Origin of the sequence: Hymenobacter sp. BT188, from assembly GCF_014333585.1 — a bacterium.
Classification (GTDB): domain Bacteria; phylum Bacteroidota; class Bacteroidia; order Cytophagales; family Hymenobacteraceae; genus Hymenobacter.
Genome location: NZ_JACSCW010000006.1, coordinates 242,450 through 266,894, shown reverse-complemented (window position 1 = coordinate 266,894; position 24,445 = coordinate 242,450). Strand labels below are relative to the sequence as shown.

The window sequence follows — 24,445 nt, the reverse complement described above, 5'->3', positions numbered from 1 at the left end:
GCCCCCCAGCCAACCCCGCGCCGCTTTTTTTCGTTGGGTGATACTGAACACTTTAAGCACAACCACACTATCAAATCCTTGCCTACGTACGTTCGCCGCATCCTCTACGGTATCCTGGGGCTGGTGGCTTTTATTGTCCTATTGGTAATCCTGGTAGTGGTGGCTCTGCAGTTTCCGTCTGCCCAGGATTTTGCCGCCCGTAAAGCCAGCGGCTATCTGCAAGATAAAATCGGGACGGAAGTACGGATCGGGAAATTCCGCACCGATTGGCGCAATGCCATTTCCCTCGACGATGTGTATCTGGAAGATCAGAAAGGCGATACGCTGCTGTCGGTGGGGCACTTAGGTGTCAATATTGACTTGTGGGCCCTTACTAAATCGCAGATCAACGTGAAGTCGGTGGAGCTAAACGATGGCACCGTGGGCATTACGCGCACCCTGCCCGACAGTACCTTCAACTTCGACTATATCACGGCCGCCTTCGCTACCGCCGACCCTACTACAGCCCCGGTAGATACCGCCAGCGCCGGCTTTCAGTACAATATCGGCGATGCGCGCCTGACCAATATTCGCCTCACCTACGACGACCAGGTGGAAGGCATGGCCGTGAAGACACGGGTAGGCGAGCTGGCCGTGAACATGGATGCCGTGGATGTGGATGCTTCCACCTACCGCATCGATCAAGCAGCGCTGCGCAACACCGCCATCAACATTGTGCAGAGTAAAAATGCCCCCCCGGACACGGCTGTGAGTGAGCCGCTGGAGCTGGAACTTGGTATGAATAAAGCCTTGCTCGACAACGTCAGCCTGACGTACAAAAATGCCCCCTCGGCCCAGTACATCAACACCCGCGTTGGGCAGGCCGAGATTACGGCCGACAATATCGACCTGCGCAACTCGCGGGTAGCGCTGAACACGCTGCGTCTGCGCAACACTACGTTTGCCTACGCCCAAAACGAAAATGTGCCCGTAGAGGAACGCATCATCAACCCGGCCGAGGCGGTGCGCGACCTGAACGAATCGGTGGAAAAAGCCACTGGTCAGGAAGCTAGCTGGGTAGTCACGCTTAAGAAGTCCGACATCAGCGATGTAGACGTGGCGTTCGACAACTTCAACGAGCCCGCCCAGAAAAGCCGCGTGCGGGGCATGGACTACAATCACCTCAAGTTCACCGACCTGGTTCTGAATACGGAGAACCTCTTTTACTCCGAAAACCGCACTACGGGTCGTATCGTGAACCTAGCGGGCAAAGAGCAGAGCGGCTTTGAGGTGGAAAGCGCTACGGCCGATGTCGTTTTCGATTCGGTGCAAACCCGTCTCGACAACCTCGATCTGATTACGCCTCACACCCGCATCCGGCGCACGCTGGCCATGGGCTACGAGAGCCTGGATGCGCTGGCTGATACCGAGAAACTAGGTCAGCTGCGCATTGAAGGCGACCTGCGCGAAACCCGCCTCGGCTTTCGCGATATTCTGTATTTATCGCCTGATCTGGCCGATACGCCGCCTTTTACCACCGGTGCCAATCAGTCGGTGCTGGTGAGCGGGCGGGTAAATGGCCGCGTGGGCGACTTTAGGGTGCAAAACCTGGATGTGGTTGGCTTCCGCAATACCGTGCTGCGGGCCAGTGGCCGGATCCAGGGTTTGCCCGAAGTGGACCGCCGCCTTTATACCGACCTGAACATAGCGCAGTTCACGACCACAGCGGCCGATATTAAGAGCTTGGCCCCAGCCGGCACTATTCCGCCGGAATACCAATTACCGCCGCGCATTGCCGTATCGGGCACATTTCAGGGCCGACCAACGGCGATGGTGTTTGACACCAATCTGAAAGTAAATACCAGCTTCGGCAACGCGACGGCCGTGGTAAATATGGAGCCCGGCCCTGCCGGCCGCGAGCCCGTTACGGCTCGCTTCTCGGTGCAAAACTTTAATGTGGGCGCCGTACTCCGCGACCCAACTATTGGCCGCGTAACAACCTCCGGCCGACTCAACGCTCGCGGCCTCGACCCAGCTACCATGCAGGGCAGATTAGTGGCCGACGTGCAGCGGGCCGAATACAATAACTACACCTATCGCGACATTGCGGCCACCGTCGATATCGACCGCAACCGCTACGTGATTGCCGCAGAGAGCAAAACCGATCCTAACCTGAATCTGGATGTGCTGGCTACCGTGAATCTGCGCGATGCTAACAACCCGAGCTACGAAGTGCAGTCGCTTAACCTCCGGGGGGCAAATTTGACAGCGCTGGGCTTCTATACCGGCGGCGACTTGCGCGTGCAGGGTAACCTGACCGCCAACCTTAGTGGTGCTGATGCTAACTCCATCAACGGTACGTTCTCGGGGCAGAATGTGGTTGTGGTGCGCGATAATCAGCCCTTCGCTTTTGGGGTGTTGGAAGGCAAAATCGTGCAGCAGCCCGGCCGCTCGGCTGTTGATGTAATCTCTGATATTTTCACTCTGAAGCTGGATGGTAATACGCCGCTGGGCGACCTAGCCACCGTACTTCAGCAACACATCGACCGCTACTTTGACCTCCCCGACGTGCGCTACGTGGCGGGTGGCCCGGCCCGTAATTTCACCTTTGATGTGCGCGTGTTGGAGCCTCGCCCGATTGCGGCGCTGGTGCCCGGTTTAACTAAGATTTCGCCCTTCAACCTGACGGGTGGCTTTGATAGTCGGGATGCGAACCTGACACTGAACAGCCGCATTCCGGTTATCATTTACGAGGGCTTCCGGCTCGACTCTACCCAGCTTACCATCGCCTCCGATCCTCAAAAGCTGGATTACGCACTGCGTATGCGCCAGGCCAGCCAGGATACGAGTCTGCGCCTGCCCAACCCCAGCGTGACGGGCAGCGTGGCCAACAACCAGGTGGCTACCAACGTCCGCATTGCGGAGTCGGATAGCGCTCAACTGCTGAATCTGGCCGGGGTGCTGCAAGTACTGAATCAAGGCGACGCGTACGCGTTCAGCTTCGACGAAAACCTGGTAGTGAACAACCAGAAGTGGACGGTGGCACCGAACAACCAAGTGCGCTACACGCTGGCCTCGGGCGCCATTCGGGCGGAAAACGTGCGCTTAAGTCAGGGGCAGCAGTTTATCGAATTGCAGACGCTGCCGGGGGCTGAATATCCGTTGCAGGCTCGCTTGGGTAGCCTCGATTTGAATATGCTGGCCGTAGCAGGCGGCTTGCAAGATTCTTTGGTGGGCGGCACGCTCAACGGGCAAGCTGTAATTCGCAGTCTGGGCCAGCCGCGCCAGGCGTTTACCGCCGACATGACCCTGAGCAGCTTCGCCTACAACAAGTCGGTTATCGGTGACCTATCGTTGAATGCTACTAACCCCACCGCCGACCGCTACCAGGTAGATGCGCGCCTGACGGGCGGCCCGAACAACAACGAGGTGCGGGCCACTGGTTACTACTTGGCAGCAGGCGATTTGGATATGGCCGTCAACGTAGCTCGCCTGAACCTGAATACGGCCGAGCCTTTTGCGCTCGGCGAGGTGCGCGAGATGACCGGCTACCTCACGGGCCAGTTCACAGTGCGGGGCACCACAAATGCCCCCCAGCTACGCGGTACGCTCAATACCAACGACGCCGGCTTCACCCTGACCCAGCTTGGGGCGCCTTTCACGCTGCCCGATGAGAGCTTGGTGTTTGATGAGCAGGGTATCAAATTCCAGGACTTCACCATCCTGGATTCGCTGAACAACAAGGCCGAAATCAACGGCTACGTGTACACCAAGAATTATATCGATGACTACCGCTTCCAACTGCGGGCCATCACGAAGGATTTTCTGGCAGTGCAAAGCACGCAGCGGGACAATGAGATATTCTACGGCAAGCTGCTGGTCGATTCGGACACGCGCATAACCGGCGACCTCGCGCTGCCGCGCATTCGTACTACGGCCACCGTAGTTGAGGGCTCCGACCTGACGGTAGTGGTACCCAACGACGAGGCCGTGGCGGTAGAACGAGAGGGCATTGTCGAATTCATCGACCTCAGCGCCCCGCTCGATACCATGCTGGCCCGTCAGACACCCGTCGATTCGGCCCAAACGGCGGAAGGCTTTGATATTGCTGCTGTCGTGACCGTGACGGATGAAACGCCGTTTACTATCGTCATCGACCAGGCCTCCGGCGACAACCTGCAAGTGCGGGCCGCCGGCACACTGAACACCGCCATCGACCCAGCAGGTACCATTACCCTCAGCGGACGGCTGGATGTGACGGAGGGCAAATACCAGATGTCGCTTTACGACTTGGCTTCGCGCGAATTCGAAATTGCCCAAGGCAGCTCTATCACGTGGAGCGGCGACCCATACAATGCGCAGACCAACGTAACGGCTATTTTCAATGTAAAAACGGCCCCCGCCGAGCTGCTGGCCGGCCAGGGTGAAGCCGATGAAAGTTTGCAGACGATTGGCCGCAATCAATTGCCTTTCGAGGTGCTGCTGAAAGTAAATGGCGACCTGCTCAAGCCCGTTATCAGCTTCGATATTCAACTCCCAGAAGACGCCCGCACCCAGTTGCGTCCGCAGATTGAAAACCGCTTAGCCCAACTGCGCCAGCCCAGCCAAACCGACGAATTGAACAAGCAGGTGTTCTCGCTGCTGGTGCTGGAGCGCTTTCTGGCCGCCAATCCGTTTGAATCGAGTGGGGGTAGTTTGGTGGCGGAGCAGCTGCGGGGTAGTGCCAGTCAGGTGCTTACCCAGCAGCTTAACAAGCTCACGGGCAGCTACCTCTCCAACTTAGGCGTGGAGCTGGGCGTAAACTCGCAGGCTGACTTCTCGTCGGGCTCAGAGAAAACGCGCACCGACCTGAATGTGGCCGTGCGCCGCCAGCTCTTTAACGACCGCGTGACGGTGCGCCTAGGTACTGATGTGCCGTTGGCTGGTGGCAACCAGGCTTCCAGCGGACAGCAGAGCGTGAGCACTTTTGCCGGCGACGTGAGCATCGAATACGATATTCTGGCCAACGGCCGCCTCCGCCTGCGCGCCTATCGTAACAACGCCTACGGCGACATCGATGGGCAGTACGTGCGCAACGGAGCGTCACTTATCTATCAACGCGACTATAAGACTCTGGCCGAGCTTTTTCAGGGCATCGACAAAAACGTAAAAGAAGAGCGCAAGCAAAACCGCAAACGCGAGAAAGAAGAAGAGAAAACGGCCAAAGACTCGGTACAAACCGTGGCTGCGCCCCGCCGCGAAGCGGAACGCCTGGCCCGGCGCCAGACTACTTCGGGCCGGTAGTTTTATATTTTAAGTTGTCATGCAGAGCGCAACGAAGCAGCTCGTGTGCTGACTCAGGATTACTGATTAGACGATCGCGAGCGAAATGCTTCGCTACGCTCTGCATGACGTTCTGACTATTAGCATTTAACATCAACATTACTCCGTGCTTTCTACGACCTACACCTTTCTTCTTTCCTTAAAAAAAGCCCCCCAGCGTCGGTTGCCGCTGGTTGTGCTGGCTTTGGTGCTGGCCGGGTGCTCCGGTACTAAGTTTATTCCGGAAGGCAGTAAGCTCTACACGGGTAGCACCGTCACGCTCAAATCGGAAAGCGCCATTCCTAACGAATCGGTGCTGACGACGGAACTGGAATCGGTGATTACCCCCAAGCCCAATAGCTCTATTCTAGGGCTGCGGCCTAAGCTTTATTTCTGGCATATGGGCGAGGGTAAAACCAAAGGCCTGGGCAAGTGGCTGGCTGATAAATACGGCGAGGAACCCGTGCTATTGAGCGCCGTGGATACCAACAATGTGAAGGGCCTGATGACCAACCGCCTGTACAACAACGGGTATTTCAAACCCGCGGTGAGTAGCAAGGTGAAAGTAAAGGATAACACCGCCTCCGTTGACTACGTGGCCGCGGTTGGCAAGCCGTATCTGATCAAAGAAATCCACTTCCCCGACCGCGACACGCTCATCGACCGCGCCATTCGGGCCACGGAGCCAAACTCGCTGCTGAAAGTAGGCGACCCGTACAACCTGCAAACCATGATTAATGAGCGGGTACGGATTGACGCGGCGCTCAAAAATCAAGGTTTTTATTACTTCAACCCCGATTATATTCTGTTTCAGGTAGATAGCACGCTGGATAATGAGGCGAACGTTTACCTGAAAATCAAGGGCACGATTCCGCCGCAAGCGGCTAAGCCCTACATTCTCAATCGGGTGACGCTGGACACCGACTACACCCTTTCGGATACCACCGAAGGGGCTAAAGAGCCTGTCATGTTTCGGGGCTACCGGTACTTTCCCGACGAGAAAGTATTTAAGGCGAAAGCCATTACCAACGCCACCTTCATCTATCCTGACAGCATATACCGCCGCCGCCGTTCCGACCAGACACTAAGCCGCCTGATGAGCTTGGGCACCTTCAAGTTCGTGGACATCCGGTACCGTTCCGCCAACCAGCCCGATTCGGGGGGCTACGGGCGCCTCAATTCCCTGGTACGCATGACGCAGGTGCCTAAAAAGTCGCTGCGGGCAGAGGTGCAGATGAACGTGTCCAACATTTTCACTGGGCCGGGCATTGTCTTGCAGTTTCGCAACCGCTCTGCTCTACGGGGCGCTGAGCAGCTGCTGATTAATGGGCGGGCCTCGTTTGAAACCGGCAACGGTATTCAGTCGGGCGTTACGTCTACCACCATCGGGGTAGATGCGCAGCTCCTGGTGCCGCGTCTGATTACGCCGCCTTTCAACATTCGCTTAGTCAACTCGGACTTTCAGCCGCGTACCTTCTTCAACGCGGGCTATAAGTACGTGCTGCGCACCAACTTTTTTCAGCAGGATGTATTTAATCTGGGCTATGGCTACAGCTGGAAAACCAAGGTTACCAACGAGCAGCAGCTTCAGCCCATCAACATAGAATATCTGCGCCTGGCCAACACGGATGCAGCTTTCGATTCTTTATTGCGGGAGCGGCCTTTCCTGGCCAATAGCTTCCGGCAGCAGTTTGTATTGGGTAGCAGCTACACTTATACCTACAACCAGCAGGTGCTGGAGCAGCGCCGCAACCAGATTTATTTTAGCGGTGGAGTAGAGCTGGCCGGCAACCTGGCTTACCTACTGCAAAATCTGAAAGGAGCCCCCCAGAATGAGCAGGGCAACTACGAGCTGTTTGGGCAGGAATTCTCACAGTACACGAAAGTCAACCTAGAGTTTCGCGACTACTTCCGCGTGTCGCCCGATGCTACCAGTGGCAACCGATTTGCCACCCGCCTGCTGATTGGAGTGGGCGTGCCCTACAAGAACTCCAATGTGCTGCCTTATCTGAAGCAATATGGTATTGGCGGCCCCAATAGTGTGCGTGCCTTCGCCGCGCGGGGCATCGGACCTGGCACGTATCGCTCCCAAGATCCGGAAGCCGTGAACAGCTTCTACGACCAGGTAGGCGATATGCGTCTGGAAGCCAATATCGAATACCGCCACGACTTGTTTCCCTATGTGAAGGGCGCCCTATTCGTGGACGCTGGTAATATCTGGCTTATCAATGCCGATTCAGACCGTCCTACTTTCGATGCCAACGGCCAACCTGACGGCAAAAACGGCCAGTTCAAATTCAATAGCTTCTTACAGGAATTAGCCGTAGGCGCCGGCGCCGGCATTCGCATCGATGTGCAGTTCTTCGTTATCCGTTTCGACGCGGCCTACCCGCTCATTTATCCGTTTGAGAATTCGGCTTTTCAAACACCTAATGGAGATGACTACAATAAGCTGGATTCTGGCTTTAAAGCGGTCCGCCTGAATATTGGTATTGGTTATCCATTCTAGCCTCACCTCCCAGCCCCGCGCAACGATTGGCCTCACCCCCGGCCCCTCTCCTAGGGGAGAGGGGAGCCAGCCACTGGCCTAGGCAGCACCTTTCGCTGTCGCTACAGGTACTGCTACCGCTTCAGTTTAGAAATGGGTGTTATTAAAAAAGCCCACAACAGTAAGTCGTGAGCTATTATTTTTCAAATTAGATAATACAAACTGATAGCGGTTACGGAGGCGAGAGCCGACGTGGCTGCGTAGGCCGAGCGGCTGGCTCCCCTCTCCCCTAGGAGAGGGGCTGGGGGTGAGGCCAATCGTTGCAAGAAAAAGCCCCCCAGACGAGCGTCTGGGGGGCTTTTTTTATGCAGCTAAAATTACGCTTCTACCGCTTCCCGTGCCATTGCTTTTTCTGAAGCACCATTGGAAACGGCAGCAGGTACCACCGTCACTACCACGTACTTGGAAGTAGGCGTATTGCTTACTTTCGCTACGCTTGAAATCGGTACCAGCGGGTTGGCCTCGGGGAAGTACGCGCACACATTACCCTTCGGAATGTCGTAGGGCACGGCTACGAACTTCTCTACCGTGCGCTGCTCGCCTTCGAAGTGGCTGGTAATGTCGATGAGGTCTTTGGCTTTGATGCCGCGGGCAGCCATATCCTGCTTGTTCATGAACAACACGCGCCGCTCGCCGTGGATGCCACGGTACCGGTCGTTGTACTCATAAATAGTGGTGTTAAACTGGTCGTGGCTGCGCACAGTCATCAACACCAGCTGGTCGGGCTCCAGGTGGGGCTTTTCCAGAGTGGTAGTCGTGAAGTTGGCTTTGCCGTTTTCGGTCGTAAACTTCCGCTCACGGGGGCCGTTGGGCAGATAAAAGCCCCCCGGACGCCGTAGCTTCTCATTGAAGTCCTCGAAGCCCGGAATCACGCGGGCAATGTGGTTGCGAATGTTGTCGTAGTTCTGAGTCATGGCCACCCAATCCACCTTAGTGCGGTGCCCGATGGTGGCCAGGGCCATACCGCTGATGATGGCTACTTCGCTCAGCATCTGCCCATCCAGCGGCACCAGCACGCCCTTGTTTTGGCTGACTACGCCCATCGAGTTCTCGCAGGACGTCATCTGATGCCCCGACTTCTGCATGTCGATGTCCAGGTGGGTGAAGCAGGGAAGCAGCAAGCTGGTTTCGCCGGTTACGAGGTGGCCGCGGTTGAGCTTAGTGCCAACGTAGACCGTCAGCTTCTGCTTGCGCATGCCTTCCGCAATAAGCTCAGTATCGGGTCCGGCGGCCAGCAAATTGCCCCCCAGACTGAAATAAACCTTGATTTTGCCCAGCACCATGGCCTTGATGGTCTCCACGGTATCCAAGCCTTGCTCACGAGGCGGCGCGAAGCCAAACTCTTTTTCCAGCGCATCGAGGAAGCTCTTGTGGGGCTTTTCCCAGATGCCCATCGTGCGGTCGCCCTGCACGTTGGAGTGACCGCGCACCGGGCACGTGCCCGCGCCCGGCTTGCCGATGGCGCCCTTCATCAGCTGCAGGTTGATGATTTCCTGGATGGTCTCGACGCCCTTACGCTGCTGCGTGACGCCCATGGCCCAGCAGGTGATGATTTTCTGCTTGGTGGCAATGAGATTAGCCGCTTCCAGCAGTTCGGCGCGGCTGATGCCGCTGATTTCCTCAATTTCCTCCCAGCTCGTGTTGCGGATATTTTGCTCGAAAGACTCAAAGCCAGTGGTAAACTCTGCTACGAAAGCGCGGTCTACTACCTGGCCGGGGTTGCGATCTTCAGCTTCAAACAAATGCTTCATGATGCCGCGCAGCAAAGCCATATCGCCGTCTACGCGCACTTGCAGGTATACGTCCGTAATCTGGGTGCCGTCGCCCATCAAAGCGCCTAAGGCCCGCACCGGATTCATGAAATCCTGAGGATTTTTGAAGTGATTGAGGCCGGCTTCAATCAGCGGGTTCACGCTGATGATTTTGGCGCCATTGCGCTTGGCTTTCTGCAAAGCCGTGAGCATGCGCGGGTGGTTGGTGCCGGGGTTCTGGCCAATAATCAGGATGACTTCGGCCTCGTGAATGTCGTTGAGCGTGACGGAGCCTTTGCCCAGACCCAACGTAGGGCTCAGAGCCGAGCCGCTGCTCTCGTGGCACATATTGGAGCAGTCGGGTAGGTTGTTGGTGCCGAACTCGCGCACGAAAAGCTGAAACAAGAAAGCCGGTTCGTTGGGTACTTTGCCCGAGGTATAAAACGCCGCCTCGTCGGGCGAAGCCAGCGCGTTCAGCTCCCGACCAATAATCTGGAAGGCCTCCATCCACTCAACGGGCTCGTAGTGCGTGCCGCCGGGGCGCTTAATGAGCGGGTGGGTGAGTCGGCCAGCGTTGTTCTGGTCGCGGTCGGTCATGCGCGATAGGTCGGCGAGGCTGTGCTTGGCAAAGAACTCAGGGCCACAGCTTTTATCGTCGGCGTCGGAAGCGGTGGCTTTGGCGCCGTTCTCACAAAACTCGGCTACCGAGCGGTGGTCGTCAGGGTCGGGCCAGGCGCAAGAGGAGCAGTCGAAGCCGTCCTTCTGGTTCATCTTGAGCAGGCCGCGCGTACCGCGGTTCATGCCGCCTTCCGCCCAGCTAAATTGCATAGACTTGATAACGGCCGTAACGCCGGCCGCTACTTTCATGCGCTCCTCCAGCTTCAGGCCGGTGAGGGTTTCGACGGGCTGGGCCAGCACCGGAAACAGGTACTTGGCGCGAGCGACTTCGGGAGCTGGAATATGTTCTTCTTCCTTTTTCAACTGTCCTTCGGGATTGTAGTGGTCGGGCGCGGGTGCCTCGCCCTGGTCGGGGCGCTCCCCACTTTTAGGCACGTTATCCTGAGCCGTTTGCTCATGCGTCTGGCCGGCTTTGTTGGGGTCTGCGGCGGGAGATTTTTCCATAACAAAACGAAAGAATGGGGTGAAACAGGGTGGGAAGGCAGAAACCCGAACTAACTGAAATTCAGCGCTGAGTTCTTAGTTAACCAAATTAGGCAATTCTTGGTTTTTAATCATTTTCAAGCTCAAAAGCCAGATTCGCCACGGAGAGCTTGTGCCACGAAATTTCTGTGCACGAACTCAGCAACATCCGTGACGGACATTACCCATCGGCGGCTTAGTGCCGGCAGTCCAGATCCTTCTCGATTAAAACTTTAAGGGACTGTGTATCGGTAAGCAGAAGCGTGGCCGAAAGACCGTTTTGGTCAGTCGTGGTCCACTGGTTGGCCAGAGTAGCGGGCACTTTCACAGTGATGGCGCCGGCCCCATACGTCACCCGAAAATGCTCCGTTTCTACTCGCTCCAGAGCATACGTTAGGACGTCGGCGTTGGTAGGACCCAGCGGCAGTACCGCCGCGACCCGGCCAGCATCGGCAAACTGATGGACCTCTGCCTCAGAGAGGCGAAGGCGAAGGGAATTGTCTTCAATGCGAAGTTTCATAGGGTGCCGGGTTGGTAAGAATGCGCCATTCCCCACAATATACGTTGTAGCGCCCCTGACGAACGAATCCGCAGAGCGTCATGCCAAAGTTTTGGGCGGCCTGCACCGCCAGCGAGCTGGGCGCCCCCACGGCGGCCATGATGGGAATGCCTGCCACCGCTGCTTTCTGCACCAGCTCAAACGATGCCCGCCCGCTCACCAGCAATATCGAGTTGTGCAGGGGAAGCTGTTCCTGAAGCAGCGCCGCCCCAATTACTTTATCCAAGGCATTGTGCCGGCCTACATCTTCTCGCAGCAGCAACAACTCGCCTTCGGGCGAAAACAAAGCCGCCGCGTGCAAGCCGCCCGTTTGCTCAAATAATGCCTGCGCCGCCCGCTGCCGCTCCGGTAGCTGATGAATGACGGCCGCAGCTACGTGGGGGGCATTTTTGGGCAGCACTGGGCAGGAAGCCGCGTGCACCGCGTCGATGCTGGTTTTGCCGCAGACGCCGCAGCTGCTGCTGGTATAAAAGTGACGCTCCAGGCGGGGCAAATCGGGAGTGGCGGCGGGGGCTAGCTCGGCCCGAACTACGTTCTCGCGCTCTTCCTCTTTTTCCACATCGGGGCAGTAGATAATGCCCTGCAAATCATGGCGGCCCCGGATAATGCCTTCGGTGAGCAAAAAGCCAGCGGCCAGCTCAAAGTCGTGGCCGGGCGTGCGCATGGTAATGGAGAGCGTGCGGTGTTCCCGCTGACCGCTGGGCCCGTAGCCAATCCGAATTTCCAGCGGCTCTTCGGCGGCCAGCACATCAGAGGCTACGGTTATTTCTTCGCCTTGCACCTTGTGCACGGTAACGTAGTCGTAGCTGGTGGGGGGCAAAAAAATGGGTGCGGACATAAAAGTGTAAAAGCGAGAATTGTGGAAATAGAACAAGGTAGAGACGCAACACTTTGCGTCTCGTCGTTCGCTCCGCTGTTTAGTAATAAGCCCGGTTCCAGTCGTTCAACGACAAGACGCAAAGTGTTGCGTCTCTACCTTGTTCATCTGATAAGATAAGCCAGATTGAGTACTCGCGCCGCTGGTAATTAACCCTAGGAGCCCGAAGTTAGTTTGTGTCCTACAACAGGCTTTCGTCAGGTTCTTATATTTACGTATGCTTACTCAAGAAGACCGTCAACGCTACCGCCGTCACCTTCAGCTGCCCGAAATAGGGGAGGAGGGCCAGGCGCGGCTGCTGGGCGCGCGGGTGCTGGTGGTAGGCGCTGGTGGCCTGGGCTGTCCGGTGCTGCAATACCTGGCTGCTGCCGGTGTTGGGACGCTCGGCATTGCCGACTCCGACCGAGTGGAGCTCAGCAACCTGCAACGTCAGGTTCTATTCGGCAACGCCGATATTGGCCAAATGAAGGCGGACGCTGCCGCCCGAGCCGTAAAGCGCCTCAATCCATCCATCAAATGTGAAACCCATGCTCGGCGCGTCGATAGGGTGAGCGTCGAAAAGCTGGTTGCCGCCTACGATCTGGTGGTCGATGGCTCTGATAATTTTGCCACCCGCTACCTGCTCAACGACGCCTGCGTAAGCGTGGGCCGACCACTGGTTTCGGGGGCCATTTATAAGTTTGAAGGGCAGGTTTCGGTGTTCAATTATCAGGACGGCCCTACGTACCGCTGCCTGTTTCCGACAACGCCTTCGGCGGCTGAGGCACCCAACTGCGACACTACCGGCGTGCTAGGCGTGCTGCCCGGCCTCATTGGCTGCGCTCAGGCTACGGAGGTGCTCAAGGTGCTGCTGGGGCTGGGCGAAGCGCTGCGCGGTCGGCTCTGGGTGTTCGATGCGCTGAGTTTTCAGTCGCGCATTCTGCGCTTTTCGCGCCACCCCGAGCACTCCCTACTCAACCTCAGCACGGCTTCCCCCGCCGATTATGCGGAGCTCTGCTCGGCCACGCCAGTAGCCGTAACGGCGCCGGAGCTGGCGGAGCTGCTGGCCTCCGAGGCGCCGCCGTTTCTGCTGGATGTGCGCGAGCCGGAGGAGTACTACCGCTTTCATTTGCCGGGGGCCACGCTTATTCCGCTGAGCCAAGTAGTGGCGCGCGCCGGCCTGCTACCCCGCCATCACCCTATTGTGGTGTATTGCCACCACGGGGGGCGGAGCGCGGCGGCTATTACGGAGCTGCAAACCAAGGCGGGCTTCACCAATCTGCAAAACCTGACGGGGGGCATTCATGCCTGGGCACTAGAGGTTGACCCAACTATGCCGCAGTATTGAGGGAAGATTTTAGAAGATAGTGGTTTACTTAGAACACGGGCTAAGTATAGTATTCGATGCATCTTTGACCCGAGCCTGCTTATTCTGCTTCAGCCCTAATTCTACCCCCGTTGGATACCACCACCCGCACCATTACTTACCGCCCCGATTTAGGAATTTTAATTGTGCGTTGGCACCAGGATGCGTCTCTGCCGGTCTTGCAGGCTGATTATCAGACCATGCTGGAGGTGGCGGCCGAACATAACTGCGCCCGCTGGCTGCTGGATGTGCGCCGCCGCGAAAACACCGATCCGCAGCTGAGCGCGTGGGCCAGCGCTACCTTCTACCCCCAAGCCGCCGCCCGCTTATTGCCCCAGCGCCTGCGCTTAGGCGTTCTAAATTCGACTTATATCTACGACCGCTTTCGTAACGACCCAGCGCACCAGCAATACGTGGCGTATATGCTCGCGCCGGAGCGTCCTTTTCTGGTCAATGTTTTTGATGACGAAGGCGAGACCACGCGCTGGTTGCAGAAAGCATAAGCGTCGCTAGAATAATTGCTTCAGCCACCTGTCCGCGCAGCCCTTCTGTAAGATTATAAGTGCCAAAAATGCTCCCCAGTATCGCCCCGGCCCCGCGCCGTATTCGTTTTGACCGCAATGAGCTGGCGGGCGCCTTCGGGGATTTAGGCACCGATCTGCCGCTGCTTATTGGCATCATAGCCGCCTCAAACGTTGATAGCGCCAGTGTGCTGATCATGTTCGGGCTGATGCAGCTGTTTTCGGGTTTTTGGTATGGACTACCGATGCCGGTGCAGCCGCTAAAGGCGTTTGCCGCCTTGGTTATCGCCCAAAAGTTGCCCGGCAACGTCATCTTTGGTGGTGGGCTAGCCATTGGCGTGTTCATGTTTCTGCTGTCGGTGCTGGGGCTGATTGACGGGCTGGCCCGCCTGGTGCCCAAGCCCGTAGTGCGCGGCATTCAACTGGGGTTGGCGTTGCAGCTGGCCTCGCTGGCGCTCAAGGAATACGTGCCCGCCGATGGCTTGGGGGGCTATTTATTGGCGGCTGCGGCGTTTGGCGTCACGGTGGCGCTGCTTGGCAACCGGCGCTGGCCGGCGGCATTGTTAGTTATTGCGCTGGGGGGCATTTATGCCTTGATTTTCAAGCTCGATCTGGCCTCTTCCTACGCCGCGCTGGGCTTCCATTTGCCTACCTGGCACACGCCCAACCGCGCCGATGTGCTGACGGGTGCCCTGCTATTAGCCTTGCCCCAGATTCCGCTGTCCCTCGGCAATTCCATTCTGGCTACCAAGCAAGTCCTCACCGATTTCTTCCCCGAGCGCCGTATCACCGTCCGCCAAATCAGCTTCACTTACTCGCTGATGAATCTGGTCAATCCGTTTTTCGGCGGCGTGCCGGTGTGCCACGGCTCCGGCGGGCTAGTAGGGCACCACGCGTTTGGGGCGCGCTCCGGGGGCTCCGTTATTCTGTATGGGGGGCTTTTTTTGGTAATGGGGCTGTTTTTCAGCCAGGGCTTCGCCCAAATTGTGCAGATATTCCCGCTGCCTATTCTCGGCATTCTGCTCTTGTTTGAATCCCTGACCCTCGCTGCTCTTATCCGCGACCTGACCGGCTCCCGCGCTGATTTGCTGGTGGCCTTGCTGGTGGGTTTGCTTTGTGGCGGGCTGCCTTACGGGTATCTGGTAGGGTTGGTGGTTGGTACGGCGGTGTACTACGCTATGCAGCGCGGCTGGGCAGGCTTGGGTAAGTGATAGGTGCAGCAAACACACGTGTTGCGCAGGCAAACCGCAGAGTTATACCGTCGGCGTGCTCAGAATTCCCCGGATGATTGTTTGGTAGATAGGCGTTTCGGTCATGCCGTTGTGCCCAATTCCGGGCAGCGTAATAAGCCGGTCGGAGGGTTTGAGTAAGGGCTTAAGCTTCAGCGACGAGCCGTAATACACCACCTCGTCCTGGTCGCCGTGGATGAGCACGACCGGCGCTTTCACCTGCGGCAATAATTCGTGGGTGCGCATAGGATAACGAAGCAACACTCCCGGCACCCAGGGATAAAAGTGCTGGGCCAGGTCCTGAAAGCTGTAGTATGGAGCTTGCAGAATGAGCAGCCTGGGCTGATAATGAGCCGCGAGCCAGGTTGCCAGCCCCGTGCCCAGCGAGTAGCCTAGCACCACTATCTGGTCGTCTTGGTACCGAACTTTTACGTGCTCATATGCTGCCGCCGCATCACTGATAAGCTGCTTTTCGGTACTGATTACTCCCTCGCTTTTGCCGTAGCCCCGGTAGTCGAGCATAAACACGTCGTAGCCGAGACTGGTGTACACCGGAGCCACATCGCCCCAGTCGGCCAGCGAGCCGGCGTTGCCGTGTAAGTAAAAGATAAGGCCTTTTGGGGCTGGCGTGGTGAAGAGCAAGCCATGCAGACGCGTGCCATCGACGGCCGCTATCCAACGCTCCTCGAACGATGCGGGGAAGGAGAAACGGTAGTCGGGGGGCAATTTTTGCGGAAAGAACAGCAAGCTTTCCTGCTTATAATAAAGCAGGCAGCATACCGCCGCATACAGCACGAAGACTACGCCAAATGCAACGAGGAAAAGTTTCATGGCATAGGCTCGCGCCTAATTGCTGGTGGCCAAGTAGCTAAGCTAATTTACTACTAAGCTATTACACTACGGCAAGCGGCGCAACTATGCCGGCTGTAAGCTATATGAGCTATCCGCAGCCAGATGTAAGGTATTGTATATCAATAAGTGAGACTACAATTGCCGTAAGGCATGGCGGCCTGCCAAGCTCTTCCTTAGCTCAACCAAAACCTGTGGTTTGCCGTTGAGCTTACCATGAAGCGTATTACTCCGTTTTATTCTTTAGTGCGTGGCATCGGAGTCAAAGACGTATACCACGACAATGATGAGTCGCCATTGCCAAGAGCGTGGAGGAGTTTTATCGGCTGCCGGGCACCGGGAATAATCGAACGCACTGCGCTTTCTGCGCTATTCTTAACCAATCGTTTGATTCTAGAGAGGTAAAGACTTCTGGTCCTCTGTCCCCTCATCCAGAAGGGTAATTACCGCGTCCAGAGAGAGTTCGCCGGCTACAAACTGATTTAATAACTGCTGCTCACGCTGCGCAGGTGCTAGCGGTGTGTTTTGCGTAATAGCCAGAGCCCAAGCTACTGCCCGCTCGCGCCCGTCACGCTGCATCAAGTCAGAAGGTTGCAAAGGTTTCATACCTGCAATTTCCAATCCTCTTATCTTTTGTGCAAGCTGAGCAGACCTGTATTTTCTTGAAATAATACTTAAATAGTAAAAGTAGTTTGCTGCATCAAGTATGTGTTAATACTTACTTAAACGGGGTATTTTTTAAATAAACGCAAAGGGAACGCAAAGGGAACGCAAAGGGAACGCAAAGGGAACGCAAAGGGAACGCAAAGGGAACGCAAAATTAAAATTACGTTAAAATCCCAAATGTCTCTTTTGCTTTAACAAATAAGAGCAGAGCCCTAAGCGCCTAACCTCCGATTGTCGACATCGACTCGAAGCTGAGCTGATGCACAGGGCGCTGTCGCTCGGCCTCGAAGCCATCGGCGGCGCGGTGGCGGAAGGCGTAGACTAGTGCGGCGCATACCTCTTCGTCGGAGCTGCCGCTACGTAGTAATGCCCGCACATCGAGCACACCCTGATCGTAGAGGCAGGTTTTGAGGCCGCCTTCTGCCGTGAGGCGAATGCGGTTGCAGGTGCCACAGAAAGTCCGTGAGTAAGCGGCAATAATACCGATTTGGCCCATGTGGCCCGGAATAGCATAGGCCGTAGCCGTGGCGCCTGCCGGCGTAGGCAGCGCGTGCAGGCCCGGAAAAGCCCCCCGCAAATGCTCCCGAATGCGAATGTGATTCCAAGGCAAGGCAATGGCACCGTGGCTGCCGCCGTTGAAGGGCATTTCTTCAATAAAACGCACATCAACGGGTAGTTCGCGGGTAAGCTCAGCCAGCGGAATCAGGTCTTCGATGTTTTGCCCGTCCATTACCACGGCGTTTATTTTGACCGCAATATTGGTGGCCAGCAGCTTGTATAGCGTATCCAGCACGCGGGGCAGTTCATCGCGGCGGGTGATGCGCAGGAAGCGGGCCTGATCGAGCGTATCGAGGCTTAGGTTAACGCTGCGGATGCCCATTCGTACCAGCTCGGGGATGTGCGGAGCCGTAAGTACGCCATTGGTAGTCAGGCTGATATCCTGAATGCCCGGAATCCGGCTCAGCCGATCCATAAAGGGTACTAAGTCGCGGCGCACGAAGGGCTCACCACCCGTAAGCCGTACTTTGCGCACGCCCAGTCCGGCCAGAATACCGACCACGCGCTCCATTTCTTCGTAGCTCAGCAGGTCACGCTTGGGCATATACTCAATCCCTTCGGCGGGCATGCAGTAAAAGCAGCGCAGGTTGCATCGGTCCGTAACGGCTACGCGCACGTATTCGAGCGGGCGGCCGTGATTGTCGTATAAAACGGAAGGAGCAACAGGCATAGACGAAGTGAAAGGCAGCGGCAATCTATAACGTTCGGCGTCGTAAACCGGACGGTTTCGGAACAAAAATGGTTCGATGTACTTTGCTTTACGTAGCGCCCGCAGATAGGCTCAATTTACGAACTGACATCTCAACAAATGAAACTCAAACTTTCTCTTTTCGGCATCACAAAAGAAATCGTTGGCAGCTCTGAATTGGAGTTGACTGCGCCCGATACGCAATCGGTGGCCGGCCTTATGGAGCAGCTGCGCACTGATTATCCAAAGCTGCGCGACCTTACTAGCTGCGCCGTAGCCGTAAACAGCGAGTATGCCGCCGATGATTATCAATTGCACGAGCGCGACGAAATTGCGCTTATTCCGCCCGTTAGTGGAGGCTAAAAAGCCCCCCAGTCTGATTTTAGCCGCTTATTTTTCTTTACTAATGCTTATTGAACTCACCGACCAGCCCATCGACGTAGCTGCTACCATTGCTGCCGTAGAAGCCGAAGGCGCGGGTGCCGTCAACACCTTTATTGGTACGGTCCGCAATCAGTCTACCGGCCGGCCGGTGGTGCGCCTGCACTACGAAGCCTACGATGCTATGGCCGTGCACCAGATGCGCCTCGTGGCCAAGCAAGCCCAGGAAAAGTGGCCTATGTTGCAGAAAATAGCCATTGTACATCGCAAAGGCACGCTCGAAATTGGCTACGTTGCCGTGGTGGTGGCCGTATCTACGCCCCACCGCGCCGAGTCGTTTGCCGCCTGTCAGTTTATCATCGACACCTTGAAAAAAGTGGTGCCGATCTGGAAGAAAGAGGAGTTCGAGGATGGGCAGGTGTGGGTAGCCGCGCATCCGTAGGGCTTCACGTTGGCCTCACTCCCCGGCCCCCTCTCCCAAAAAGAGGGGGAGCCTGATGATAGTCGTTCTACGCCGCACCTTCGCCTCTCGCCTCAGATACGGCTACCAGTTCCATAGGCTAAGCTCAGTATGAAAAAAGCCCCCCAATATTGGGGGGCTTTTTCACTTTCTAAAAACCAGAAGGCGGTAGCGGTTGCGGAGGCGAAAGCCGACGTGGCCGCGTAGGGCGAGCGGCTGGCTCCCCCTCGCCCTTAGGCGAGGGGGCCGGGGGGTGAGGCCAACTCACTTTCTGCGGCCTCACGCTCCTCGGGTGTGTTTACGTTGCGCAATTCACGCGCGTCCGGGGCCTTCAGCACCGCAATGTCCGAGTTAATTAGCGCCTTGCGGGGGCACGAATAGCCCAGGCTCAGAAACCGCAGGAGCGTAGCGTAGCTGCTGGGCTCCCAGATAGTAATGAGCGGCTCGGGGAAGTCGTTGTGCGGGCTCTGGTAGGCAGTGGCCATCTTGCCCGGTTGGCGGTGCGCTAGGAGGTGATGCAGAGTTTCGGCGGAAAGGAAAGGCAGGTCGCAGGCCACCACCAGCCAGGCCGCATTGGGGTCGAGCTGGAAAGCCGATAAAATGCCCCCCAAAGGACCTAAATCCAGAAAACGGTCGGGCAGGGGCTGAAGAGAAGTGGGCAAGTCAGCGGCCTGGTCGGGGCGGCAGGATACGTGTACGTCGGTGCACACGGTTGCCAGTAGTTCGGCCACGTACTCGCGCTGCTCCTGCCCGTGGTAGCGCAGGCGGCCTTTGTCGGTTTGCATACGCTGACTTTGCCCCCCAGCCAGTACCAAGCCTCGCAGCGGCGGGGCGCTGGCCTGCCACCACTGTTTGATAAAGGCAGCAATGCCCGCCTCATTGTGCAAATCAAGCACCGGAATCTGGTCAGGCTGCGGCAGATGCTCCCGCAGATACTCGGGCAACTTCTGCTCGGCGTTCAGGCGCAAAATGAGCTGCACATCGGTCAGCTTCTCCAGCTTGCGGTCCAGCGGCTTGGCCGGATCGAGGATAATAATCTGCTGCTTGGCCCGAAAATGATTGCCGTTCACCAGCACCAGACTCTGGTGCGCCAGCCACTCCGGCTGACTAAACCGGTCCATAACCCGCGGCTGGTCTAAGCGGCGAAACTGAATCTTGTCGGTTAGCTCGGCCGTGGCGCCGGCTTGCAAAATAGGACTGGCTCCCGCTGTATCATCAGCGTCAGCGGTGGCGTGGTCGGCATCCACGTAGCCTATGCTCAACTCGGGCGCCAGGTGAGGCAGCAGCCGCGCTACCAGATCCTTTATTTTGCCGCAGGGCGCGCCCAGAATAGCTAGCTCGTGCCGGCCAAACTCACCAATGTTGGGGCGAGCCAGCGCGGCGTGCTTGGTGCGCGGCTTGGGGGGCAAATTGGAGGCAGTATTACTCGTCGACATGGTGAAAGTCTTTTTTGCCGCCGGTCTTCTCGAGTAGGCGGGTTTCGCTGATAATAATGTTGTGCGACAGTGCTTTACACATATCATATACGGTAAGCGCCGCCACCGAAGCACCCATTAGCGCTTCCATTTCTACCCCTGTTTTGCCCGTTACGGTAGCTGTGCATTCGATGATGATGGCATCAGGCGCGGCTACTTCAATGCGCACCTGGCAGTCGTCGAGCCCCAGCGGGTGACAAAGCGGAATTAGGTCGGAGGTTTTTTTGGCGGCCATTATGCCGGCCAGAATGGCGGTTTGAAATACGGGGCCCTTTTTAGTGGGCAAGTCGCCGGCCTGCACCAGCGCCAGAATTTCGGCTCCTAGCACCACGCGGCTGCGGGCACGGGCCACGCGGCGCGTCGCAATTTTGCCCCCCACATCCACCATAGATGGCTGGCCGGCGGCGTTGAGATGCGTAAGCGAGCGGGATTCAGACATAAGTTGAGAAGATGTATATTCTTGATTGAACGTCATGCAAAGCGAGATGCTTCGCTGCCGCTCTGCATGACCGCCTATTTTAACTAAGTTGAGGAGCTGCCCGCCGCACGCTGAAACTACAACAGATCGAGGGGCAAACAGTCCGAATAAACCAAATTTACGTTACGCAACCCCAAACGTGCTTCGGTGTTTTCCATCCAACTATTCTCCGTTTTCTATGATTTCTGTCGCCGAAGCCGAACGTCTTGTTCTAACCACCGTCCGCGCGCTGTCCGCTGAAACGGTGTCTTTGCTGGCCGCTACCGGCCGCGTACTGCGTCAAGACCTTACCGCCGACCGGGATTTTCCGCCTTTCAATCGGGTAGCAATGGACGGTATCGCCGTAGCTTTTGGGGCCGTGGCTAGGGGGCAAATTACGTTTCCCATTGAGACTACTCAGTTCGCCGGATCTCCCCCGCAGCCGCTACAGAATCCGCAGGCGGCCGTCGAAATCATGACCGGCGCCGTGCTGCCGCCCGGCGCTGATACAGTGGTGCGCTACGAAGATGTGACGTTTCAAGTGATTGATGGCCAACGCACCGCTACCGTTCAAGCCTTACCTGAGCGCGCCGGCCACAATGTGCACGCCCGCGCCGCCGACCGCCGCCAGGGCGACTTATTAGTGCCCGCGGGCACTCGCCTCGGGCCGGCCGAAATTGCCGTAGCCGCCACCATTGGTGCGGCCACGCTGTCCGTCACACGGCCCGCCCGCCTGGCCGTCGTCAGCACCGGCGACGAGCTGGTTGACGTCGCTGAGCAGCCATTGCCCCACCAGATTCGGCGCTCCAACGCTGCTATGCTGCAAGCTGCTGCTAACGCCGCAGGCGCAACTGCCGAGGCGTTTCATTTTATTGATGACCAGGATGTTTTGCGCCAAGGTTTGCCCCAACTGCTAAGCGACTTCGATGCCGTCGTACTCAGCGGTGGCGTCTCGAAAGGGCAAGCCGATTTCCTGCCCGGCGTGCTGCGGGAGCTAGGCGTTGAGCAGATTTTTCACGAAGTAGAGCAGCGGCCGGGCAAACCCTTTTGGTTTGGGCAGAAGCCAGGCGGTGCAGTTGTGTTTGCCTTGCCCGGCAATCCGGTGTCCACTTTCGTGAACTACTACCGCTACGTGCAGCCTTGGCTGCGCGCCTGCCAGTCGCCGGAAATGCCCCCCACGCCCACTGCCTTCGCCGTGCTGGCTGCTGATGTCAGCTTCCGACCGCGCCTCACGCACTTCCTGCCCGTTCGCCTCGAACTGACCTCCGACGGCCGCCTGCTGGCCCACCCGCAACGAGCCGGTGGCTCCGGCGACTTAGCCAGCCTGCTTCACTGCGACGGTTTCTTAGAATTGCCCCCCAACCAAACAGAATTCGCCGCTGGCGAGGCGTGGCCACTACTACGGTTTCGGAATGGATGAGAATACGCAAAGCATAGCAAGGCCAAATAAAAAGGCGGTCATGCCGAGGCAAAGCCGAAGCATCTCGCGTGTTTAGTTAAGAGTACTAACCTCTCATCAGCACGCGAGATGCTTCGGCTTTGCCTCGGCATGACCGCCTAATAAACCGGTTATCAGCTTAGCGTGGTGGCCTCAATTAAGCTAATACGCTAATCACCGATTCAGAAAACCGCTCCATTTCCTCTAGCTGCGGGCTGCACTGTAATAGGAAGAAATCCACGCCCACGGCCTCGTAAGCACCGATGCGGTCCTGAATCTGGGCGGGCGTGCCGGTGAGACCGGTGCGTAAGCCACGGTTAGACACCGAGTAATCCTGTAAGGACACTTGCTGCTCCAACTGCGTGCCAGCCAGCCACTGCTGGTAGTTGCCATAGCCTGCGGCGGAAGCTTGCACATTGGTAATGCGGTCCAGCTCGCGCTTCACGTCCTGCTCATTATCGCGCACAATGCTGTAGCCGGCTACCCCAAACTTCATGGGGGGCAAATTCTTCTGCTCCCGACGGCGACGCATGTCGGCAATACGCTGCCCTATTTGTTCGGGTGAGTCGCCGTGCATCACGTAGCCGTCGCACTGCGTCGAAATCAAATCCTTCGCCGCTTCCGATTCGCCACCGGCGTATAGGAAAGGCTTCTTGGCTGGCTTGGGCTGCAATACGTTGTCCGTCAACTGATAATACTTGCCATCGTAGGAGAAATGATCTTTCTCCCACACGTTGGTTACCACGTCCAGCCACTCTTTGGTGCGGGCGTAGCGGTCGTCGTGCTGCTCGAAGTGCAAGCCGTACTTGGTCGCCTCATCGCGCCACCACGACGATACCACATTCAAGGACAAGCGACCCGGCGCAATCAGATCGATGTTGGCAGCCTGCTTGGCCAGCAAAGCCGGGTTATGGAAAGTAGGCCGCACAGCCACCATAATTTCCAACTCTTTGGTCACCGCAGCCAGGGCTGCCGCCGTGCTCCACGCCTCCAGAGCCGGTTCTTCCTGCCCTTTAATATCGTTCAGATACAGCTCTGCAATAAGCGTGAGGCTGTAGCCCCACTCCTCGCTGCGCTGCGCCAACTGTTTTACGTAGTCCCACGACGTAGGCATTTGCTCATCGGGAACGTTGCGGAGCCAACCGCCAAAAATGGGAAGCCAATACCCGAATTTCATATCGTAAGAGCGTTTGCGGTGGTCAATTCAAGTTGTTGCTCCAGGTAATCCACGAAGCGGGCATAAGGGTCAAAACCAACCACATTCACGGCATCGGCCACGAAGTTGGACAGGGCATTAATGTCGTAAAACAGTGCCTCGCCCGTGCGGTCATCAATCAGATACTCAATGCCACCCACGTCAATTTTGGCGGCGGCTACAATGCGCTCCACGGCCTCAATTATCTCATCGGGCGGCGTAGTAGCTTCTACCTGAATGCCTTTCTTAGGCGCTTCCGTGAGGCAGAAGTCGCCGGCCGTGGGCTCGTCGGGGATCTGGCAGATTTCGGCGGGGCAGAGGTTAAAGCTCTCGCCCGTTGTGTACACTTTCATGGCGTACAAAAACTTGCCATCCAGCGTTTCTACCCGGGTAATATGCCCCCCACGCGGCGTCACATACTCCTGCACCAACGCCGTCTGGTCGATGCCTAAGTCTATTTGATTCGCAGCCACGGCTGCTTGCAGGCCTTCAAGCGTATCAAAGCGAATAATGCCCGCGCCGCTGCCACCAATGTTCACTTTCACCACAATCGGAAAGCGCAGCTGCTGAGCCGCGTCCACGGCCCGCGAGGCGTGGTTGATCACAAACGACTTCGGGTAATTCAGCCCCAACGACTCGAACAGCGAGAGTTGACGAGCTTTGTTCGTCTCAATAGCCGTAGCGGCTGAGCCGTTGATGATACGCACGCCGAGCCGCTCCAAGTGAGTAGCAAAGCCAGCGGTGTGAAAAATGCCTTGTCCGTGTCCGCGCAGATACGCCGAAGAACTCATTCGATTCACCACCAAGCTATAGCGGCTTTCCTTTTCGGAGGGGTCAAACAGATGATGAGCGGCGTCAATTTTTTCGTAGGGCAAACCGCGGCGGTCTAGCTCCGCAAACAGCGGCTTAAACCATTCGGGGTGCTCGTAATAAATGCCAATAGGCTTCTGTAAATCAGACATGTTAGGTGGTATGAATTGAAAGTTAAATCATTGGAAATCGGCGCGTTGCCAACGGTAGCAAAAGCT

At 57.0% G+C, this 24,445-nt stretch carries 18 protein-coding genes; 8 read left to right on the top strand and 10 right to left on the bottom strand.

Annotation, left to right across the window (positions count from 1 at the left end):
• The first annotated feature begins 78 nt into the window (after positions 1 to 78).
• Positions 79 to 5,262, top strand: coding sequence for a translocation/assembly module TamB (locus H8B13_RS17980; protein WP_187312202.1), 5,184 nt, complete (start codon positions 79 to 81; stop codon positions 5,260 to 5,262).
• A 145-nt stretch (positions 5,263 to 5,407) separates the two neighbouring features.
• On the top strand, positions 5,408 to 7,789 hold the full coding sequence (locus H8B13_RS21605) for a BamA/TamA family outer membrane protein (RefSeq protein ID WP_187312201.1): 2,382 nt from the start codon (positions 5,408 to 5,410) through the stop codon (positions 7,787 to 7,789).
• Between the two features lie 356 nt (positions 7,790 to 8,145).
• Here the strand turns inward: H8B13_RS21605 and H8B13_RS17970 are convergent, their stop codons facing one another.
• The 3 genes from H8B13_RS17970 to fdhD form a co-directional block, all read right to left on the bottom strand.
• Entirely contained in the window at positions 8,146 to 10,701 is a 2,556-nt protein-coding gene (locus H8B13_RS17970; protein ID WP_187312200.1) for an FdhF/YdeP family oxidoreductase, read from the bottom strand.
• Positions 10,702 to 10,915: 214 nt separating this feature from the next.
• Entirely contained in the window at positions 10,916 to 11,239 is a 324-nt protein-coding gene (locus H8B13_RS17965; RefSeq protein ID WP_187312199.1) for a DUF7009 family protein, read from the bottom strand.
• Positions 11,223 to 12,116 carry a formate dehydrogenase accessory sulfurtransferase FdhD gene (gene fdhD / locus H8B13_RS17960; protein WP_187312198.1) on the bottom strand — a complete coding sequence of 298 codons (894 nt, stop codon included), beginning with the start codon at positions 12,114 to 12,116 and terminating at the stop codon, positions 11,223 to 11,225. The genes H8B13_RS17965 and fdhD overlap by 17 nt, the downstream gene beginning before the upstream one ends.
• Before the next feature lie 256 nt (positions 12,117 to 12,372).
• Between fdhD and moeB the strand changes: the two genes are divergently transcribed.
• The 3 genes from moeB to H8B13_RS17945 all read left to right on the top strand — a co-directional run bounded on the left by moeB (position 12,373) and on the right by H8B13_RS17945 (position 15,232).
• Positions 12,373 to 13,482: a molybdopterin-synthase adenylyltransferase MoeB gene (moeB, locus tag H8B13_RS17955; protein ID WP_187312197.1), complete on the top strand. Its 1,110-nt coding sequence runs from the start codon at positions 12,373 to 12,375 to the stop codon at positions 13,480 to 13,482.
• A gap of 110 nt (positions 13,483 to 13,592) precedes the next feature.
• Positions 13,593 to 14,003 (top strand): hypothetical protein, encoded by a 411-nt coding sequence (locus H8B13_RS17950; RefSeq protein ID WP_187312196.1) that lies wholly within the window; start codon positions 13,593 to 13,595, stop codon positions 14,001 to 14,003.
• A gap of 68 nt (positions 14,004 to 14,071) precedes the next feature.
• On the top strand, positions 14,072 to 15,232 hold the full coding sequence (locus H8B13_RS17945) for a putative sulfate/molybdate transporter (protein WP_187312195.1): 1,161 nt from the start codon (positions 14,072 to 14,074) through the stop codon (positions 15,230 to 15,232).
• 42 nt (positions 15,233 to 15,274) lie between these two features.
• On the opposite strand, the gene H8B13_RS17940 is transcribed toward H8B13_RS17945, so the two are convergent.
• The 3 genes from H8B13_RS17940 to moaA all read right to left on the bottom strand — a co-directional run bounded on the left by H8B13_RS17940 (position 15,275) and on the right by moaA (position 17,993).
• Positions 15,275 to 16,081 (bottom strand): alpha/beta hydrolase, encoded by an 807-nt coding sequence (locus tag H8B13_RS17940; protein WP_187312194.1) that lies wholly within the window; start codon positions 16,079 to 16,081, stop codon positions 15,275 to 15,277.
• A 411-nt stretch (positions 16,082 to 16,492) separates the two neighbouring features.
• Positions 16,493 to 16,705 carry a hypothetical protein gene (locus tag H8B13_RS17935; protein WP_187312193.1) on the bottom strand — a complete coding sequence of 71 codons (213 nt, stop codon included), beginning with the start codon at positions 16,703 to 16,705 and terminating at the stop codon, positions 16,493 to 16,495.
• 280 nt (positions 16,706 to 16,985) lie between these two features.
• Positions 16,986 to 17,993: a GTP 3',8-cyclase MoaA gene (gene moaA, locus H8B13_RS17930; RefSeq protein WP_187312192.1), complete on the bottom strand. Its 1,008-nt coding sequence runs from the start codon at positions 17,991 to 17,993 to the stop codon at positions 16,986 to 16,988.
• Between the two features lie 138 nt (positions 17,994 to 18,131).
• Here moaA and H8B13_RS17925 point away from each other — a divergent pair, with 138 nt between their 5' ends.
• Both H8B13_RS17925 and H8B13_RS17920 read left to right on the top strand, forming a co-directional pair.
• Positions 18,132 to 18,374, top strand: a complete 243-nt coding sequence (locus tag H8B13_RS17925; RefSeq protein WP_187312191.1) for a MoaD/ThiS family protein — start codon at positions 18,132 to 18,134, stop codon at positions 18,372 to 18,374.
• Between the two features lie 43 nt (positions 18,375 to 18,417).
• A complete protein-coding gene (locus H8B13_RS17920) occupies positions 18,418 to 18,834 on the top strand; it encodes a molybdenum cofactor biosynthesis protein MoaE (protein ID WP_187312190.1) in 417 nt (138 codons plus the stop codon).
• Between the two features lie 251 nt (positions 18,835 to 19,085).
• On the opposite strand, the gene H8B13_RS17915 is transcribed toward H8B13_RS17920, so the two are convergent.
• The gene (locus H8B13_RS17915; RefSeq protein ID WP_222841464.1) at positions 19,086 to 20,288 is read right to left on the bottom strand and encodes an NTP transferase domain-containing protein; all 1,203 of its coding nucleotides are present in this window, start codon (positions 20,286 to 20,288) and stop codon (positions 19,086 to 19,088) included.
• Complete coding sequence (gene moaC / locus H8B13_RS17910; protein ID WP_187312189.1) at positions 20,275 to 20,766, bottom strand: cyclic pyranopterin monophosphate synthase MoaC; 492 nt, start codon at positions 20,764 to 20,766, stop codon at positions 20,275 to 20,277. Before moaC ends, H8B13_RS17915 begins: the two co-directional genes overlap by 14 nt.
• 217 nt (positions 20,767 to 20,983) lie before the next feature.
• On the opposite strand from moaC, the gene H8B13_RS17905 reads away from it, so the two are divergent.
• Complete coding sequence (locus H8B13_RS17905) at positions 20,984 to 22,204, top strand: molybdopterin molybdotransferase MoeA (protein ID WP_187312188.1); 1,221 nt, start codon at positions 20,984 to 20,986, stop codon at positions 22,202 to 22,204.
• 175 nt (positions 22,205 to 22,379) lie between these two features.
• Here H8B13_RS17905 and H8B13_RS17900 read toward each other — a convergent pair whose 3' ends face one another.
• Together H8B13_RS17900 and H8B13_RS17895 are read right to left on the bottom strand one after the other, a co-directional pair.
• Positions 22,380 to 23,399, bottom strand: coding sequence for an LLM class flavin-dependent oxidoreductase (locus tag H8B13_RS17900; RefSeq protein WP_187312187.1), 1,020 nt, complete (start codon positions 23,397 to 23,399; stop codon positions 22,380 to 22,382).
• Positions 23,396 to 24,379: a RimK family alpha-L-glutamate ligase gene (locus H8B13_RS17895; protein ID WP_187312186.1), complete on the bottom strand. Its 984-nt coding sequence runs from the start codon at positions 24,377 to 24,379 to the stop codon at positions 23,396 to 23,398. The genes H8B13_RS17900 and H8B13_RS17895 overlap by 4 nt, the downstream gene beginning before the upstream one ends.
• Positions 24,380 to 24,445: the final 66 nt, after the last annotated feature.

What these genes read in the sequence shown, in the direction of transcription:
- H8B13_RS17970 (WP_187312200.1), bottom strand. Translation starts at nt 10,701, where the DNA reads ATGGAAAAATCTCCCGCCGCAGACCCCAACAAAGCCGGCCAGACGCAT.
- H8B13_RS17965 (WP_187312199.1), bottom strand. Translation starts at nt 11,239, where the DNA reads ATGAAACTTCGCATTGAAGACAATTCCCTTCGCCTTCGCCTCTCTGAG.
- fdhD (WP_187312198.1), bottom strand. Translation starts at nt 12,116, where the DNA reads ATGTCCGCACCCATTTTTTTGCCCCCCACCAGCTACGACTACGTTACC.
- moeB (WP_187312197.1), top strand. Translation starts at nt 12,373, where the DNA reads ATGCTTACTCAAGAAGACCGTCAACGCTACCGCCGTCACCTTCAGCTG.
- H8B13_RS17945 (WP_187312195.1), top strand. Translation starts at nt 14,072, where the DNA reads ATGCTCCCCAGTATCGCCCCGGCCCCGCGCCGTATTCGTTTTGACCGC.
- H8B13_RS17940 (WP_187312194.1), bottom strand. Translation starts at nt 16,081, where the DNA reads ATGAAACTTTTCCTCGTTGCATTTGGCGTAGTCTTCGTGCTGTATGCG.
- H8B13_RS17935 (WP_187312193.1), bottom strand. Translation starts at nt 16,705, where the DNA reads ATGAAACCTTTGCAACCTTCTGACTTGATGCAGCGTGACGGGCGCGAG.
- moaA (WP_187312192.1), bottom strand. Translation starts at nt 17,993, where the DNA reads ATGCCTGTTGCTCCTTCCGTTTTATACGACAATCACGGCCGCCCGCTC.
- H8B13_RS17925 (WP_187312191.1), top strand. Translation starts at nt 18,132, where the DNA reads ATGAAACTCAAACTTTCTCTTTTCGGCATCACAAAAGAAATCGTTGGC.
- H8B13_RS17920 (WP_187312190.1), top strand. Translation starts at nt 18,418, where the DNA reads ATGCTTATTGAACTCACCGACCAGCCCATCGACGTAGCTGCTACCATT.
- H8B13_RS17915 (WP_222841464.1), bottom strand. Translation starts at nt 20,288, where the DNA reads ATGTCGACGAGTAATACTGCCTCCAATTTGCCCCCCAAGCCGCGCACC.
- moaC (WP_187312189.1), bottom strand. Translation starts at nt 20,766, where the DNA reads ATGTCTGAATCCCGCTCGCTTACGCATCTCAACGCCGCCGGCCAGCCA.
- H8B13_RS17905 (WP_187312188.1), top strand. Translation starts at nt 20,984, where the DNA reads ATGATTTCTGTCGCCGAAGCCGAACGTCTTGTTCTAACCACCGTCCGC.
- H8B13_RS17900 (WP_187312187.1), bottom strand. Translation starts at nt 23,399, where the DNA reads ATGAAATTCGGGTATTGGCTTCCCATTTTTGGCGGTTGGCTCCGCAAC.
- H8B13_RS17895 (WP_187312186.1), bottom strand. Translation starts at nt 24,379, where the DNA reads ATGTCTGATTTACAGAAGCCTATTGGCATTTATTACGAGCACCCCGAA.